This window comes from Streptomyces virginiae, from assembly GCF_040638905.1.
Lineage (GTDB): Bacteria > Actinomycetota > Actinomycetes > Streptomycetales > Streptomycetaceae > Streptomyces > Streptomyces virginiae_B.
Window position 1 is genome coordinate 17,208 of the sequence record NZ_JBEZYV010000043.1, and the last position, 15,340, is coordinate 32,547.

Genomic DNA, 15,340 nt, shown 5'->3' on the forward strand with positions numbered 1-15,340 from the left:
GTCCGAACACCCAGCGTGGCCGCGTCGTAGGTCCCTACGACGCGGCCACGTCACGTCTCGTTCATTCGGGCATCACACAACGGCACACGCGTCCCGTAGTCTCGAAATAGAACGCGTGAAGTAGATCCAATGTCGCGCGTATGTCTACTTCCGGACAGGGGAGGGGGCCCACAGTGCTTCTCGACACCTATGGCCGCGTGGCCACTGACCTGCGCGTCTCGCTCACCGACCGGTGCAACCTGCGCTGCACGTACTGCATGCCTGAAGAGGGCCTGCAATGGCTCGGCAAGTCCGACCTGCTGACCGACGAGGAGATCGTCCGGCTGATCCGCATCGCGGTCACGCAGCTCGGCATCACCGAGGTCCGCTTCACCGGCGGCGAACCGCTGCTCCGCCCCGGCCTGGTCGGGATCGTCGAGCAGTGCGCGGCGCTGGAACCCCGCCCCATGATGTCGCTCACCACCAACGGCATCGGCCTCAAGCGCACCGCGCAGGCCCTGAAGGCCGCCGGCCTGGACCGGGTGAACGTCTCCCTGGACACCCTGCGCCCCGAGGTCTTCAAGACCCTCACCCGACGCGACCGGCACAAGGACGTCATCGAGGGCATGGCCGCGGCCCGCGACGCCGGCCTGACCCCCGTCAAGGTCAACGCCGTGCTCATGCCGGGACTCAACGACGACGAGGCCCCCGACCTGCTGGCCTGGGCCGTCGAGAACGAGTACGAGCTCCGCTTCATCGAGCAGATGCCGCTCGACGCCCAGCACGGCTGGAAGCGCGAGGGAATGATCACCGCCGGCGACATCCTTGCATCGCTGCGCACGCGCTTCACGCTCACCGAGGAGGGCGCCGACGAGCGCGGTTCCGCCCCGGCCGAGCGCTGGGTCGTCGACGGCGGTCCCGCCACCGTCGGCGTCATCGCCTCCGTCACCCGCCCGTTCTGCGGCGCCTGCGACCGTACCCGGCTGACGGCCGACGGCCAGATCCGTACGTGCCTGTTCGCCACCGAGGAGTCGGACCTGCGCTCCGCCCTGCGCTCGGGCGCCCCGGACGAGGAGATCGCCCGCCTGTGGAAGGTGGCGATGTGGGGCAAGAAGGCCGGCTCCGGCCTCGACGACCCCTCGTTCCTGCAGCCCGACCGCCCCATGTCCGCGATCGGCGGCTGACCCGCGCCGGCCGGTCCGCGCCCGCGGACCGGCCACAGCGCCGAATCAGTGCCGAATAAGCGCCGGATCAGCGCGGGCGCTCCGAGCCTTCGGGCTGCACCCACTCGTCGAGCTTCACCACGTCTTTGAGGAAACCGCGGACCCCCAGGAACTGGGAGAGGTGCTCGCGGTGCTCCTCGCACGCCAGCCACGTCTTGCGCCGCTCCGGCGTGTGCAGCGTCGGGTTGTTCCACGCGAGGACCCAGACGGCCGCGTCACGGCAGCCCTTGGCCGAGCAGGTGGGGATTTCGTCGGGAGCGGGGGAGTCGGAGGAAGTCACGACCTCACCCTAGGGGTGTCCCGAACGGAAAGGCGACGCCGAGCAGCCACGGGGGGAGCTGCCCGGCGTCGGTCCGTCGCTCCGACGGGGGATGCGGAGCGCGTGAGCAGTATGTCACGCAGGACCCGGTGCAGTGCACCGGAACTTCATGATTGATCTGAGCTTTTCTTGAGGTTTCCCGCGTCCAGCGCCGGACGGACCGGAGTCGGGACGAAATGCGAGGGCAGCGACGGCGTCGACTCGCGCCCCGCGTTGGCGATGACCACGGCCACGTAGGGCAGCAGGGCGCCCGCGACGAGCGTCACGACGGCCACGGGGCGGGACACGTTCCACAACAGCACGGTCGCGATGACCGACAGGGTCCTGACCGCCATGGAGATCACGTACCGGCGCTGACGGCCCCGCACGTCCTCGGCGAGCCCCATCCGGGCGCCCGTGATCCGGAAGACCTCGGCCCCGTTCCGCTTCTGTCGCTTCACCCGTTCCACGTCCTACCACCCGATCGCACGGCCGGGCGCTCCCCGGCCCGGACCCCTCCACGGTACGCGCCCCCCGTCGCCACCGGTACGGGGGGATCCCAACGGAACCGCCCGAAATGCGCGCTACGCCGGACCGGCCGACACTGGGCGCACGTGCGCACACCGCGCCAGGAGGAGGCTGGACATGAGCTGGTTGTGGGCGATCGTCGTCGGTTTCGTGCTGGGGCTGATAGCCAAGGCCATCCTGCCGGGCAAACAGCACCAGCCCCTGTGGCTGACCACGCTGATGGGCATCATCGGCAGCGTCCTCGGCAACGCCGTCGCCGGCTGGATCGGGGTCGCCGACACCCGCGGCATCGACTGGACCCGTCACCTGCTGCAGCTCGCGGGAGCGGTCCTCTTCGTCTTCCTCGGCGAGATGGCCTACAAGGCGATGCGCGGAGGCCGCCGCCAGATGACCTAGGGCCGTCCGCGTCACCCCCGGCGCACGGCGGAGGGGCCGGCCGGACCGGGAAGTCCGAACCGGCCCCTCGGCCGTGCCGTACGGGTCCGACGCGTCCCGGGACGCGTCAGGCGCCGGTGACCTCGACCGCCGCCAGGTTCTTCTTGCCCCGGCGCAGGACCAGCCAGCGCCCGTGCAGCAGGTCCTCCGCGGCGGGGACCGCGTCCTCGGCGGTGACCTTCGCGTTGTTCACGTAGGCGCCGCCCTCCTTCACCGTCCGGCGCCCGGCCGACTTGCTCGCGACCAGGCCGGTCTCCGCGAAGAGGTCCACCACCAGGGCCAGCTCCGACACCTTGGCGTGCGGCAGCTCCGACAGGGCCGCGGCCAGCGTGGCCTCGTCCAGCTCCGCCAGGTCGCCCTGGCCGAACAGCGCCCGCGACGCGGCGATCACGGCGGCGCACTGGTCGGCGCCGTGCACCAGCGTGGTCAGCTCCTCCGCCAGCGCCCGCTGGGCGGCGCGCGCCTGCGGCCGCTCGGCGGTCTGCGCCTCCAGCTCCTCCAGCTCCTCGCGGGACTTGAAGGAGAGGATCCGCATGTAGGTGGAGATGTCCCGGTCGTCCACGTTCAGCCAGAACTGGTAGAACGCGTACGGAGTGGTCATTTCCGGGTCCAGCCAGACGGCCCCGCCCTCGGTCTTGCCGAACTTGGTGCCGTCCGCCTTGACCATCAGCGGGGTTGCCATCGCGTGGACGTGCGCGTCCGGCTCGACCCGGTGGATCAGGTCGAGGCCGGCCGTCAGGTTGCCCCACTGGTCCGAGCCGCCCTGCTGGAGGGTGCAGCCGTGGCGCCGGTACAGCTCCAGGAAGTCCATGCCCTGGAGCAGCTGGTAGCTGAACTCCGTGTAGCTGATGCCCTGGTCCGACTCCAGCCGCTTGGCGACCGAGTCCTTCGTCAGCATCTTGTTGACGCGGAAGTGCTTGCCGATGTCCCGCAGGAACTCGATGGCGGACATGCCCGCCGTCCAGTCCAGGTTGTTGACCAGGACCGCGGCGTTCTCGCCCTCGAAGGACAGGAACGGCTCGATCTGCGAGCGCAGCCGGTCCACCCACTCCGCGATGACCGCGGGGTCGTTCAGGGTGCGCTCGGCGGTCGGACGGGGGTCACCGATCTGACCGGTGGCCCCGCCGACCAGCGCGAGCGGCCGGTTGCCCGCCAGCTGCAGCCGCCGCATCGTGAGCACCTGCACCAGGTGGCCGACGTGCAGCGAGGCGGCGGTCGGGTCATAGCCGCAATAGAACGTGACCGGACCGTCCGCGAAGGCCTTGCGCAGCGCTTCTTCGTCGGTGGACTGGGCGAAGAGCCCGCGCCACTTCAGTTCGTCGACGATGTCCGTCACGGTCTCTCGACTCCTTACGTTTTGTGGAAATGCCGTGCTCAGTCTAGGTGGGTCAGACGCCCCTGCTCACCGAACTCATGTTGAAGTCCGGGATGCGGACAGCCGGCATCGCAGCCCGCGTGAACCAGTCGCTCCACTCGCGCGGCAGGGTCTTCTCCGTGCGGCCCGCCTCCGAGGCCCGCGACAGCAGGTCCACGGGGGACTCGTTGAAGCGGAAGTTGTTCACCTCGCCCACGACCTGCCCGTTCTCCACCAGGTAGACCCCGTCCCGGGTCAGGCCCGTCAGCAGCAGCGTGGCCGGGTCCACCTCGCGGATGTACCAGAGGCAGGTCAGCAGCAGGCCCCGCTCGGTGTCCGCGACCATCTCGTCGAGGGACTTCTCGCCGCCGCCGTCCAGGATCAGGTTCCCGAAGCCGGGGGAGACCGGCAGGCCGGTCAGGCCGGCCGTGTGCCGGGTCGTCGACAGCCGGGCCAGCTCGCCGTCCCGGATCCATTCGGTCACCGGGACCGGCAGACCGTTGTCGAAGGCCGAGACGTCGTCGCCGGAGCTGTGCGCGATGACGAACGGCGCGGACTCCAGGCCCGGCGCGTTCGGGTCGCTGCGCAGCGTCAGCGGCAGGTCGGTCAGCTTCTCGCCGAGCCGGGTGCCGCCGCCGGGCTTGGAGAAGACCGTACGGCCCTCCACCGCGTCCCGGGCCGACGCCGACCACATCTGGTAGATCAGCAGGTCCGCCACGGCCGTCGGCGGCAGCAGCGTCTCGTACCGACCGGCGGGCAGCTCGATCTTCCGCTCCGCCCAGCCCAGCCGTACGGCGAGCTCCGCATCCAGCACGGTCGGGTCCACGTCCTTGAAGTCCCGGGTGGAGCGGCCGGCCCAGGCCGAACGCCGGCGGTCCGGGGACTTCGCGTTGAGCTCCAGGGTGCCGTTGGGCTGGTCGTGGCGCAGCCGAAGGCCCGTCGAGGTGCCGACGTACGTGGAGACCAGCTCGTGGTGGGCGAAGCCGTACAGCTCCCGGCCGCCCGCCCGGGCCCGGGCGAAGGCCTCCCCGAGGGCCGGGGCGAAGTCCGCGAACACGGCGGAGGTGGTCTCGGCCGGGGCGTCGGTGAAGTCCGGCGACACCGGGGTCCCGGTGACCAGCGGCTGGGCGTCCTCGGCGGGTCCGGCGCCCCGCGCGGCCGCCTCGGCGGCCCGTACGAGGGGCTCCAGGTCCTCGGCGGTGACGGCGGAGCGCGACACGACCCCCGAGGCCGTGCCCTCCTTGCCGTCGACCGTGGCGATGACCGTCAGGGTCCGGCCGCGGGTGACCCCGTTGGTCGTCAGGGCGTTGCCGGCCCAGCGCAGGTTGGCGCTCGACTCCTCGTCGGCGATGACGACGCATCCGTCGGCGGTGGACAGCTCCAGGGCCCGCTCGACGATCTCGTGCGGCTTGGTCGATCGGCTCATCGGCCTGCCTCCTGCGTGGTGTTCGGACTGTGCTGTCCCGGGGGGCGACCCCCGGACCCCCGGCAGATCTCGTGGTGATCGTGCGTGGTCATCGGCCGGCCTCCTGCGTGGTGTTCAGGATGTTCACGTCGCGGAACAGCGCGGACGGGCAGCCGTGCGAGACCGCCGCGACCTGGCCCGGCTGGGCCTTGCCGCAGTTGAAGGCGCCGCCCAGGACATAGGTCTGCGGACCGCCGACCTTCTCCATCGAGCCCCAGAAGTCGGTGGTGGTGGCCTGGTAGGCGACGTCGCGCAGCTGCCCGGCCAGCCGGCCGTTCTCGATCCGGAAGAACCGCTGCCCGGTGAACTGGAAGTTGTAGCGCTGCATGTCGATCGACCAGGAGCGGTCGCCGACCACGAAGATGCCGCGCTCCACCCCGCCGATCAGGTCCTCGGTCGACAGTCCGCCGGGATCCGGCTGGAGGGACACGTTCGCCATCCGCTGGACCGGCACGTGCCCGGGGGAGTCGGCGAAGGCGCAGCCGTTGGACCGCCCGAGGCCGGTCAGCTTCGCGATCCGCCGGTCCAGCTGGTAGCCGACCAGGGTGCCGTCCTTGACGAGGTCCCAGCTCTGCGCCTGGACGCCCTCGTCGTCGAAACCGACGGTGGCCAGCCCGTGCTCGGCGGTCCGGTCGCCCGTCACGTTCATGATCGGGGAGCCGTACCGGAGCTTGCCCAGCTGGTCGAAGGTGGCGAAGGAGGTCCCCGCGTACGCCGCCTCGTAGCCCAGCGCCCGGTCGAGCTCGGTGGCGTGGCCGATGGACTCGTGGATGGTGAGCCACAGGTTGGACGGGTCCACCACCAGGTCGTAGCGCCCGGCCTGCACGCTCGGCGCCCGCATCTTCTCGGCGAGCAGGCCGGGGATCTCCTCCAGCTCGGCGTTCCAGTCCCAGCCGGTGCCGGTCAGGTACTCCCAGCCGCGGCCGGTGGGCGGGGCGATGGTGCGCATCGAGTCGAACTCGCCGGTGGTGCCGTTGACGGCGACCGCCGTGAGCTGCGGGTGGATCCGGACCCGCTGCTGCGTGGTCGTGGTGCCCGCGGTGTCGGCGTAGAACTTGTTCTCGTGCACCGCGAGCAGCGAGGCGTCCACGTGCGCGACGCCGTCGGCCGCCAGCAGCCGGGAGCTCCAGTCGGCGAGCAGCGCCGCCTTCTCCGCGTCCGGCACCTCGAAAGGGTTCACCTCGTAGGAGGAGATCCACGTCTTGTCCGCGTGCACCAGCTCGTCGGCGAGCTCCACGCGCTCGTCCGAACCGGCGGCCTTGATCACCTGGGCGGACAGCTTCGCCATGGCCACGGCCTGCGAGGCCACCTTGGCGGCGCCGTCCATGGTGAGGTCCACGCCGGAGGCGAACCCCCAGCTGCCCCCGTGCACGACCCGGACCGCGTAGCCGAGGTCGGTGGTGTCGGACCCGCCGGAGGGCTTGGCGTCGCGCAGCCGCCACGAGGCGCTGCGGATCCGCTCCAGCCGGAAGTCGGCATGGTCGGCGCCCAGCGCGCGGGCCCGGGCGAGCGCCGCGTCGGCGAGCGCCCGCAGGGGCAGCGCGGTGAAGGCCGCGTCGATGGAATGGGGCACGGAAGTCCTCCCGGGGTCGGGGACGGTCGCCCCGATCATGTCGCGATCGGGGCCCTTGTGCCTACATCTTTCTGTAGGGACTCGACAGAGCCCGCTGCGAGGCCCTGTCGGGGCTCGATTCTCCGTACGAGCGATGCGACCTATAGGTTTTCGGTATTCAGACCGCTAGCGAAAGGGTGATCCGTTGAGCCGCTCGGTTCTCGTCACCGGAGGAAACCGGGGCATCGGCCTCGCCATCGCCCGAGCCTTCGCGGAGGCCGGCGACAAGGTCGCGATCACGTACCGGTCGGGTGAGCCGCCGCAGGCCCTCACCGAGCTCGGTGTCCTGGCGGTGCGGTGCGACATCACCGACTCCGAGCAGGTGGAGCAGGCCTACAAGGAGATCGAGGACGCGCACGGCGCGGTCGAGGTGCTCGTCGCCAACGCCGGCATCACCAAGGACACGCTGCTGATGCGCATGTCCGAGGAGGACTTCTCCTCGGTCCTCGACACCAACCTCACGGGCACCTTCCGGGTGGTCAAGCGCGCGAACCGCGGCATGCTCCGTGCCAAGAAGGGCCGCGTCGTCCTGATCTCCTCGGTCGTCGGGCTCATGGGGTCGGCGGGGCAGGCCAACTACGCGGCCTCCAAGGCCGCGCTGGTCGGCTTCGCCCGCTCGCTCGCCCGCGAGCTGGGCTCCCGCAACATCACCTTCAACGTCGTCGCGCCCGGTTTCGTGGACACCGACATGACGAAGGTCCTCACCGACGAGCAGCGCGCGGGCATCGTGGCGCAGGTGCCGCTGGCCCGCTACGCGCAGCCCGAGGAGATCGCGGCAGCCGTCCGCTTCCTGGCGTCCGACGACGCCGCGTACATCACCGGAGCCGTCATTCCCGTTGACGGCGGATTGGGCATGGGTCACTGATCACCATGAGCGGAATTCTCGAGGGCAAGCGCATCCTCATCACGGGTGTGCTGATGGAGTCCTCCATCGCCTTCCACGCGGCCAAGCTGGCACAGGAGCAGGGCGCCGAGGTCATCCTCACCGCGTGGCCGCGTCCGTCGCTGACGGAGCGCATCGCGAAGAAGCTGCCCAAGCCGGTCAAGGTGATCGAGCTCGACGTCAGCAACGACGAGCACCTGGCCCGCCTGGAGGGCCTCGTCCGTGACGAGCTCGGCGGCCTCGACGGTGTCGTGCACTCCATCGGCTTCGCGCCGCAGGACGCCCTCGGCGGCAACTTCCTGAACACGCCGTTCGAGTCGGTCGCCACCGCCATGCACGTCTCGGCGTTCTCGCTGAAGTCGCTGACGATGGCCTGCAAGCCGCTCTTCCCGGCGCAGGGCGCGGCCGTCGTCGGCCTCACCTTCGACGCGCAGTTCGCCTGGCCGCAGTACGACTGGATGGGCCCGGCCAAGGCCGCGCTGGAGGCCACCAGCCGCTACCTCGCCCGCGACCTGGGCAAGGAGAACATCCGCTGCAACCTGGTCTCGGCCGGCCCGATCGGCTCCATGGCCGCGAAGTCCATCCCGGGCTTCGGCGAGCTGGCCGAGGTCTGGAACACGCGCTCCATGCTGGAGTGGGACATGAGCGACCCGGAGCCGGCGGGCAAGGGCGTCGTCGCCCTGCTGTCGGACTGGTTCCCGAAGACCACCGGCGAGATCGTCCACGTGGACGGCGGCGTGCACGCGATGGGCGCCTGACCCCCGGTCAGGACCCCGTGTCCGTACGGCGGCGGCCGCGCTTCCCCCCGGGGAGGCGCGGCCGCCGCCGTTCTCGTGTCCGCGCACGGGGGGCCGGGGCCCGGAGGGCCGGCTTCGCTCGCATGTTCACCGGCTGACCGGATCTTCCCGAGTCGAAAACCGGGGCAGATGCCTGCAAACTGGCCAGGTCGGGATCTTCCCGGCTCCGGCGGGGAGGAGGCAGGAGTGCGCACCAGGCCGAGCCGAGCGGTATCGATGCTGGTCACGTCGGTGATCGTGACCGGACTCCTGATCCCGGCCGTCGCCGCGCAGCCCTCCGGAGACGAGGCCGCCCCCGGCCCCGAGGTGGCGGGCCCGGCCGTCGTGGAGTTCTCCGACATCCCCGCCGAGCCCCCCGTGCAGCCCTCGCCGCCCGCCGCCCGTGAACTCTTCGGCGCCGACTGCGCCACCTCGATCGAGGGCTCCCAGGTGACCGCGCACTGCCACAACGCCTACCCGGAGACCGACCTGGTGAGCCTGCACGTGGAGTGCGACCGCTGGTGGGACCTGGACGGCGACGGCGCGGCCGTCGCCGTCGGCCCGACCGGCCGGGCCGAGCTCACCGGCCGCTGCTGGAAGGAAGTCCGCGCGGCCTGGGTCAGCCACCGGCGGGCGTGACCGGAGCCCCCTGGGCGTCCGTGCGGTCCTTGCCGTCCGTGCCGTCCTTGCCGAGGCAGACGAAGGGGTAGCCCGCGGCCTCCGAGGCCGCCGCGTCCCCGTCACCGCGCCGGATCGCGTCGATCAGGCGGGCGTGGTCGAGATGGGCGGCGGGATCCAGCACGGTGCCCACGTCGGCCCGCAGCCAGTCGGCCACCAGCTCGCCCAGGTCCGCGTACAGCTCGATCAGCACGTCGTTGTGCGAGGCCGTCACCACCGCCATGTGCAGACTCACGTCCGCCGCGACGAAGACCTCCGCGTCCCCGCCCGCCCAGGCCTCCTCGCGGCGCGCCAGCAGGGCGTCCAGCTGGCCCAGGTCCCGCTCGGTACGCCGCTCGGCCGCCAGTCGGGCCGCCGAGGACTCCAGCGTGGAGCGCAGCTCGGCGATGTGCCTCGGATCGGCCCCGGCGAAGCGCCTGTGCATGACGCCGGCCAGCTCGCTGGTCGCGATGACGTACGTGCCCGAACCCTGCCGGATGTCGAGGAGGCCGTTGTGCGCCAGTGCCCGCACCGCCTCGCGCACGGTGTTGCGGGCGACGCCCATCAGCTCCACCAGCTCCGGCTCGGTGGGGATGCGCGAGCCGACCGGCCACTCGCCGGAGGTGATCTGGTTGCGCAACTGGGCGATCACCTGGTCGACGAGCGCGGAGCGCCGGGGCGAGGTCAGCGGCATGGGTTCCTCTCACGTACGGGCTGCGACTGGACAACCAATCATCCCATGATTCTATGATGGTTGAATGTCCGAGGAAGAAACCACGACGCTCGACCGGCCCACCGCAGACCGCGCCACGGTCGCCACCCCGCCCGCTACGGCGCAGCCGACCTGGCTCGGCCCGGTGCTCATCGTCGGAATCGTGCTGGCCGCCCTCAACCTGCGCCCCGCCATCACCAGCCTCGGCGCCCTCTTCGAGGAGACCCGCACCGGCCTGGGCATGAGCGGCACGGTCGCCGGACTGATCACATCCGTCCCGGCCCTGTGCTTCGCCGTCTTCGGCGTCACCGCGCCCCGGCTCTCCCGCCGCTTCGGCCCGGTCGCCGTCGTCTGCGCCGGCATGGCCGCCGTCACCGCCGGACTGCTGATCCGGCCCTTCGCGAACGGTGCCGCCGGCTTCCTCGCCGCCAGCGCCCTGTCGCTGGCCGGCATAGCGCTCACCAACGTCCTGCTCCCGGTGATCGTCAAGCGCTACTTCCCCGACCGGGTCGGCACCATGACCGGCCTCTACTCCATGGCCCTGGCCGCCGGCACCTCGCTCGCAGCGGCCGCGACCGTCCCGCTGACCGGTGCCCTCGGGGGCAGCTGGCGCACCGGCCTGCTGATGTGGGCCGCCCTCGCGGTCCTCGCCGTCCTGCTGTGGCTGCCCCTCGCCCGCGCCGCCCGGCGCGCCGACCGGGCCGCTGCGGCAGCCGCAGCCGGCTCGGGCGCCAGCGCCGCCGTACGGACCGACGCGGGCCCGCGGGTCGCCCGTAGCCGTACCGCCTGGGCCCTCGCCTGCTACTTCGGCCTCCAGGCCACCGGCGCGTACGTCACCATGGGCTGGCTCCCGCAGATCTTCCGCGACGCCGGCGTCTCCGCCTCCACCGCCGGCGTGCTCCTCGCCGTCACCATGGTCATGGGCGTCCCGCTCGCCTTCGTCATCCCGGGCCTGGCCGGCCGTATGAGGAACCAGGGGGCCATCGCCGTCACCCTCGGCGTCTTCGGCCTCACCGGCTACCTGGGGCTCTACTTCGCCCCCGCCGCCGGAGCCTGGGCCTGGGCGCTCCTGCTCGGCGTCTCCAACTGCGCGTTCCCGCTGGTCATCACCATGATCGGGCTGCGCGCCAAGTCCCCGGCCGGCGTGGCCAAGCTGTCCGCCTTCGCCCAGAGCACCGGCTACCTCATCTCCATCCCCGGCCCGCTCGTCATCGGCACCCTCTACCAGCACGGCGGCGGCTGGGACCTGCCGCTCGCCCTGATGGCCGGCCTGCTCGTCCCGCAGATCGCCCTCGGCGTGCTGGCGGGACGGGACCGCACGATCGAGGACGAATGCGGCGTGCGAGACTGACCGCATGTCGCCCGTACTCGAACCGAACCCGCAGGACGGCCGCAAGAAGCTCGGCATCGTCCTCGGTGTCTTCCTCGGCATCACCGTGATCATCTCCGTCATCGCGACGATCGCCTCGCCCTGACGCCGGCCACCCCCCCCGGCTGGTGGGGATATCCCCACCAACCCCTAGGGGGCCAGGCTCAGGGTGAAGTGGGGTGTGGCCCGGATGGGAACCGGCGTCCCGGATCCATAGATTCGTAGGCAGCAAGCCAGCCCGGTCCACACACCCACGGAGGCGGCCATGTCGGCCCCCACGCACACACGGTCCCTCCCGTCCGCCCGCCGGGTGAGCGCCACCACCGTGGCGAGCACCCGGCTGCACTGGTGGGCGCCGGCCCTGCCCGCACTCGCCTTCGGGCTGCTCCTGCTGCTCCTCGCCGGATCCGGCGAGGCCCACGCGGCCACCGGCGAGGTCTCCGGTCTCGTCCAGGTCGCCGAGCAGTTCCTGCGCGCCGCCGGCTGACCTCCCGAGCGCCCCTCACCACCTGGGACGAGCCCCCAACAGCCTGCGCCCCACGGCCCGTTTCATGGGAAGCTGGGAGCCATGAGCGCAGACACACCCCGCAGGATCGCCCTCCTCCGGCACGCCAAGGCCGACTGGCCCGAGGTGCCCGACCACGACCGTCCGCTGGCGGAACGGGGCCGCAAGGACGCGCCGGCCGTCGGTCTGAAGCTCGCCGAGACCGGCATCGCCTTCGACCTGGCCCTCTGCTCCACCGCGGCCCGCACCCGCGAGACCTGGAAGCTCGCCGTCCAGGAGATGCCGCACCGGCCGAAGACCCATTACGAGGAGCGGATCTACGACGCCTCGCCGGGCGAGCTCATCGCCCTGCTGAACGAGACCTCCGACGAGGTCTGCGACCTCCTCGTCATCGGCCACAACCCGGGCATGCACGCCCTCGCCGACGCCCTCTCCGGGCGGGCGGAGGGCGACACCCTGGCGCGGATGAACCGCACGGGATTCCCGACCGCCGCGCTCGCCGTCGTCTCCTTCACCGGCTCGTGGAAGTCGCTGGAGCACGGGGTGGGCACCCTGCTGGACTACTGGACTCCCAAGGGCCACTGACCGGCGCCGCACGCGAAGGGGCCCCGGCGGCCGCACCGGCCGCCGGGGCCCGCTCATGTCCGGGATCGGGGTGCCCAGGCCGTCCCTTCCGGATCCTGTCGGGCGGGGCGGGCCCGGCGGGGGCCGAAAGGGGCGGGCTCGGGGCACCGACGGGGGATCAGGCCAGGTCGGCTGCCTCGACCTCCTCGCGGGTGATCCCCAGCAGGTACAGCACCGCGTCCAGGAACGGCACGTTCACCGCCGTGTGCGCCGCCTCGCGGACCACCGGCTTGGCGTTGAAGGCCACGCCCAGCCCGGCCGCGTTCAGCATGTCCAGGTCGTTGGCGCCGTCACCGATGGCCACCGTCTGGGCCAGCGGCACGCCGGCCTCGGCGGCGAAGCGGCGCAGCAGCCGGGCCTTGCCCGCCCGGTCCACGATCTCCCCCGTGACCTTGCCCGTCAGCTTCCCGTCGACGATCTCCAGGGTGTTGGCGGAGGCGAAGTCCAGCCCCAGCCGCTCCCGCAGGTCGTCCGTCACCTGGGTGAAGCCGCCGGACACCACGCCCACCTGGTAGCCGAGCCGCTTCAGCGTACGGATCAGGGTCCGCGCGCCCGGGGTCAGCTGCACCTCGGCGCGGACCTTGTCGACGACGGAGGCGTCCAGGCCCGCCAGCAGCGCAACGCGGGCGTGCAGCGACTGCTCGAAGTCCAGCTCGCCGCGCATGGCCCGTTCGGTGACCTCGGCGACCTCGGCCTCGCACCCGGCGTGGGCGGCGAAGAGCTCGATGACCTCGTCCTGGATGAGCGTCGAGTCCACGTCCATGACGACCAGGCGCTGCGCCCGGCGGTGCAGGCCGGCCGAGACGACGGCGATGTCCACGCCGATGTGCGCGGCGGCCGTGGCCAGCGCCGTGCGCAGCGGCGCGGTCTCCACACCGGAGACGGCGAACTCCACCGCGGTCACCGGATACTTGGCGAGCCGGAAGATACGGTCGATGTTGCCGCCGGCCCCGGTGATCTCCGCGGCGATGGCGGCCGTGGACTCGGCGGTGAGCGGGTGGCCGAGCACCGTGACGTGGGACCGGCCGCTGCCGCGCGGCCGGTTGTCACCGGTACCGGAGAGGATCTCGGCCTGCAGCTTGAGCGATTCGGCCCAGCTGTGGACGGTGGCCCGCAGGTCGCCCTCGGTGCCGCCGACGGGCTTGGTGACGAGGGCGCACAGGACGATGCGGCCACGGGTGACGACCTGCTCGATGTCGACGACGTCGACGGAGTAGGCGGCGAGGGTGTCGAACAGCCCGGCGGTGATCCCGGGACGGTCCTTGCCGAAGATCTTGACGAGGAGGGTGGGGACGTCGGAGGTCTGCGATGCGCTCATGGTGCCATCACCGTATCTTCCCGGCCCCCGGGACAGGACCCCCGTCCCATTTCCTGAACGTGCCGCGTCCCGCTTCCGAACGCGCGGCGTCCCGCTCCCGAACGCGCCGCGTCCGGCGCGGGCGTCACCGCGTCACCGGGACGGAGCCGGCGGCTCCGGCGGTTTCGGCGGCGGCGGAGCGCCCGGCGGGGGCGGCGGCGTGACGGGCGGCCGCTGCGGGCCGGGTACGCCGCGGCGGGTGCGGCGGGACGCCGGTGACCGTCACGTCCCAGGAGACGTCCGGATCCAGGTACGGCACGGCGCACTCGGGCGGCGGCGGACCCTGCCCGCCCCGGCCCTCGCGGCCGCCGCCCCGGCCGCCCCGCCCCGGCCGGCCGGGCGGGCCCGCGGCCGCGTGACCCGTCGGATCAGCGGCCGCCCGGCCCCGGCCGGCCGGCAGCGCACCGGCCCCGCCGGCCGCCGCACCCCACACCGAGCCCAGCAGCAGGGCGTACGGGACGTCCTCGCGCAGCTCCACCCCGGCATCCACCAGGTCCACCCCCGGCACCGCCGGCGAGGCGTCCGCCGACAACCGCGTCAGCCGCACCAGCACCACCAGCGCCACCCCCGTCACCGCCCTCATCCGCACCGCGCACTCCGCGACGCCGCGCCCGGGGGTCCGTACGGCCGCCGGCACGCCCGCGGCGAGCAGCAGCGGGAACACCCCCACCACCAGCAGCCAGACCCGCCCGTCGTACTCCGCGAGCCGGGCCACCGTCACCGGCTCCCGCGTGGAGGCGGACAGCAGGTCGTCCAGCGGATCCGGCAGCAGCCGGGCCGGCTCTCCCGTGGCCCCGCCGCGCACCGGCACGAACAGCCCCAGCAGCACCCCCAGCCAGTTACCGTTCGGTGCGCCCAGCAGCGCGGCGCCCAGCACCCGCCCGGGTCGTTCGTCGCCCAGCGCCGCCCACACCGCCGCGGCCGGCCCCGCAGCCACCGCGACCAGCCCCGCCACCACCGCGGAGGCGGCGGGCCGCACCCGGGCGAGTACGGCCGGCCCGCGCCGAGACCAGCAGCGCCACCGCCGGCACCGCGAGCGCCCGCAGGCCCGCGCCCCAGCAGGGTCGGCCCGGGTGCCACGGAGAAGCCCACCCGGGTCCGCGCCTCGACCAGGTCCCCGGCGCGGTCCGGGAGCAGCCCGCCGATGTCCCCGATCCCGGACACCTCGACCTTCACCGGGGTCCTCGGCAGGCCGCGCCGTCGAGGGTGACCGCGTCGTGCCCGGCCCACGCCAGACCTCCCGCCGTCGCGACGAGCAGCGCCGTGAACGCCACGGCTCTGGCGGCCGTCCCACCCGCGCCCGCCCCGGCCCGCAGCGAGCGCGGGAACACCCCCGCCAGCACCAGGGCTCCGCCAGCGACACCCCCAAGGGCATGGCGTCCAGGGAGGTTTGGGCCCCCGCCCCGGCAACTCCGAGGACCGAGACGTCACCCGAAGGGTCCACGGTTCCACCGACCGCGAGGACCACCACCACGGCGGCCGCCATCGGCCCGAGCGAACCCCCGGCCGCGTCCGCGCCCAGCAGGTGCAGGCCCAGGCCGGCCACCCCCGCCGTCACGATCA

General features: G+C 72.6%; 18 protein-coding genes and 1 pseudogene. 9 read left to right on the forward strand and 10 right to left on the reverse strand.

Translation table 11 applies throughout. The features are described from left to right. Positions 1-173: 173 nt before the first annotated feature. Positions 174-1,163, forward strand: a complete 990-nt coding sequence (moaA, locus tag AB0F82_RS34165; RefSeq protein ID WP_362634715.1) for a GTP 3',8-cyclase MoaA — start codon at positions 174-176, stop codon at positions 1,161-1,163. 67 nt (positions 1,164-1,230) lie between these two features. Here the strand turns inward: moaA and AB0F82_RS34170 are convergent, their stop codons facing one another. After that, positions 1,231-1,482: a hypothetical protein gene (locus AB0F82_RS34170; protein WP_362634717.1), complete on the reverse strand. Its 252-nt coding sequence runs from the start codon at positions 1,480-1,482 to the stop codon at positions 1,231-1,233. Between the two features lie 146 nt (positions 1,483-1,628). Beyond that, entirely contained in the window at positions 1,629-1,907 is a 279-nt protein-coding gene (locus tag AB0F82_RS34175) for a DUF3099 domain-containing protein (RefSeq protein WP_356815131.1), read from the reverse strand. 238 nt (positions 1,908-2,145) lie between these two features. Between AB0F82_RS34175 and AB0F82_RS34180 the strand changes: the two genes are divergently transcribed. Beyond that, a complete protein-coding gene (locus AB0F82_RS34180; RefSeq protein WP_362634719.1) occupies positions 2,146-2,424 on the forward strand; it encodes a GlsB/YeaQ/YmgE family stress response membrane protein in 279 nt (92 codons plus the stop codon). 106 nt (positions 2,425-2,530) lie between these two features. Here the strand turns inward: AB0F82_RS34180 and tyrS are convergent, their stop codons facing one another. From tyrS to AB0F82_RS34195, 3 genes are all read right to left on the reverse strand, one after another. Next, the gene (gene tyrS / locus AB0F82_RS34185; RefSeq protein WP_356815123.1) at positions 2,531-3,799 is read right to left on the reverse strand and encodes a tyrosine--tRNA ligase; all 1,269 of its coding nucleotides are present in this window, start codon (positions 3,797-3,799) and stop codon (positions 2,531-2,533) included. A gap of 52 nt (positions 3,800-3,851) precedes the next feature. Beyond that, the gene (locus tag AB0F82_RS34190) at positions 3,852-5,243 is read right to left on the reverse strand and encodes a metallopeptidase TldD-related protein (protein WP_362634722.1); all 1,392 of its coding nucleotides are present in this window, start codon (positions 5,241-5,243) and stop codon (positions 3,852-3,854) included. An 88-nt stretch (positions 5,244-5,331) separates the two neighbouring features. Then, entirely contained in the window at positions 5,332-6,855 is a 1,524-nt protein-coding gene (locus AB0F82_RS34195; RefSeq protein WP_362634725.1) for a TldD/PmbA family protein, read from the reverse strand. Between the two features lie 184 nt (positions 6,856-7,039). Here AB0F82_RS34195 and fabG point away from each other — a divergent pair, with 184 nt between their 5' ends. From fabG to AB0F82_RS34210, 3 genes are all read left to right on the forward strand, one after another. Continuing rightward, positions 7,040-7,759 (forward strand): 3-oxoacyl-[acyl-carrier-protein] reductase, encoded by a 720-nt coding sequence (fabG, locus tag AB0F82_RS34200; RefSeq protein ID WP_356815126.1) that lies wholly within the window; start codon positions 7,040-7,042, stop codon positions 7,757-7,759. 5 nt (positions 7,760-7,764) lie between these two features. Beyond that, complete coding sequence (fabI, locus tag AB0F82_RS34205; RefSeq protein ID WP_356815127.1) at positions 7,765-8,535, forward strand: enoyl-ACP reductase FabI; 771 nt, start codon at positions 7,765-7,767, stop codon at positions 8,533-8,535. Positions 8,536-8,760: 225 nt separating this feature from the next. Further along, on the forward strand, positions 8,761-9,192 hold the full coding sequence (locus AB0F82_RS34210) for a hypothetical protein (protein ID WP_362634729.1): 432 nt from the start codon (positions 8,761-8,763) through the stop codon (positions 9,190-9,192). Here AB0F82_RS34210 and AB0F82_RS34215 read toward each other — a convergent pair. After that, the gene (locus AB0F82_RS34215) at positions 9,173-9,904 is read right to left on the reverse strand and encodes a FadR/GntR family transcriptional regulator (protein ID WP_362634730.1); all 732 of its coding nucleotides are present in this window, start codon (positions 9,902-9,904) and stop codon (positions 9,173-9,175) included. The genes AB0F82_RS34210 and AB0F82_RS34215 overlap by 20 nt on opposite strands. A gap of 64 nt (positions 9,905-9,968) precedes the next feature. Here AB0F82_RS34215 and AB0F82_RS34220 point away from each other — a divergent pair, with 64 nt between their 5' ends. From AB0F82_RS34220 to AB0F82_RS34235, 4 genes are all read left to right on the forward strand, one after another. Beyond that, the gene (locus tag AB0F82_RS34220) at positions 9,969-11,273 is read left to right on the forward strand and encodes a CynX/NimT family MFS transporter (protein ID WP_362634733.1); all 1,305 of its coding nucleotides are present in this window, start codon (positions 9,969-9,971) and stop codon (positions 11,271-11,273) included. Between the two features lie 4 nt (positions 11,274-11,277). Then, positions 11,278-11,397: an SGM_5486 family transporter-associated protein gene (locus AB0F82_RS34225; protein ID WP_356815958.1), complete on the forward strand. Its 120-nt coding sequence runs from the start codon at positions 11,278-11,280 to the stop codon at positions 11,395-11,397. A gap of 159 nt (positions 11,398-11,556) precedes the next feature. Then, on the forward strand, positions 11,557-11,778 hold the full coding sequence (locus AB0F82_RS34230; RefSeq protein ID WP_362634735.1) for a hypothetical protein: 222 nt from the start codon (positions 11,557-11,559) through the stop codon (positions 11,776-11,778). A gap of 81 nt (positions 11,779-11,859) precedes the next feature. Further along, positions 11,860-12,381: a SixA phosphatase family protein gene (locus AB0F82_RS34235; RefSeq protein WP_356815960.1), complete on the forward strand. Its 522-nt coding sequence runs from the start codon at positions 11,860-11,862 to the stop codon at positions 12,379-12,381. A gap of 157 nt (positions 12,382-12,538) precedes the next feature. On the opposite strand, the gene serB is transcribed toward AB0F82_RS34235, so the two are convergent. The 4 genes and pseudogenes from serB to AB0F82_RS34255 form a co-directional block, all read right to left on the reverse strand. Next, entirely contained in the window at positions 12,539-13,738 is a 1,200-nt protein-coding gene (serB, locus tag AB0F82_RS34240) for a phosphoserine phosphatase SerB (protein WP_356815961.1), read from the reverse strand. Positions 13,739-13,862: 124 nt separating this feature from the next. Then, positions 13,863-14,756 carry a streptophobe family protein gene (locus AB0F82_RS34245; protein ID WP_362634760.1) on the reverse strand — a complete coding sequence of 298 codons (894 nt, stop codon included), beginning with the start codon at positions 14,754-14,756 and terminating at the stop codon, positions 13,863-13,865. Between the two features lie 193 nt (positions 14,757-14,949). Then, entirely contained in the window at positions 14,950-15,120 is a 171-nt protein-coding gene (locus tag AB0F82_RS34250) for a hypothetical protein (RefSeq protein WP_362634770.1), read from the reverse strand. Between the two features lie 68 nt (positions 15,121-15,188). Further along, positions 15,189-15,335 (reverse strand): annotated as a pseudogene (locus tag AB0F82_RS34255) (streptophobe family protein); the annotation flags it as partial. Between the last annotated feature and the right edge of the window lie 5 nt (positions 15,336-15,340).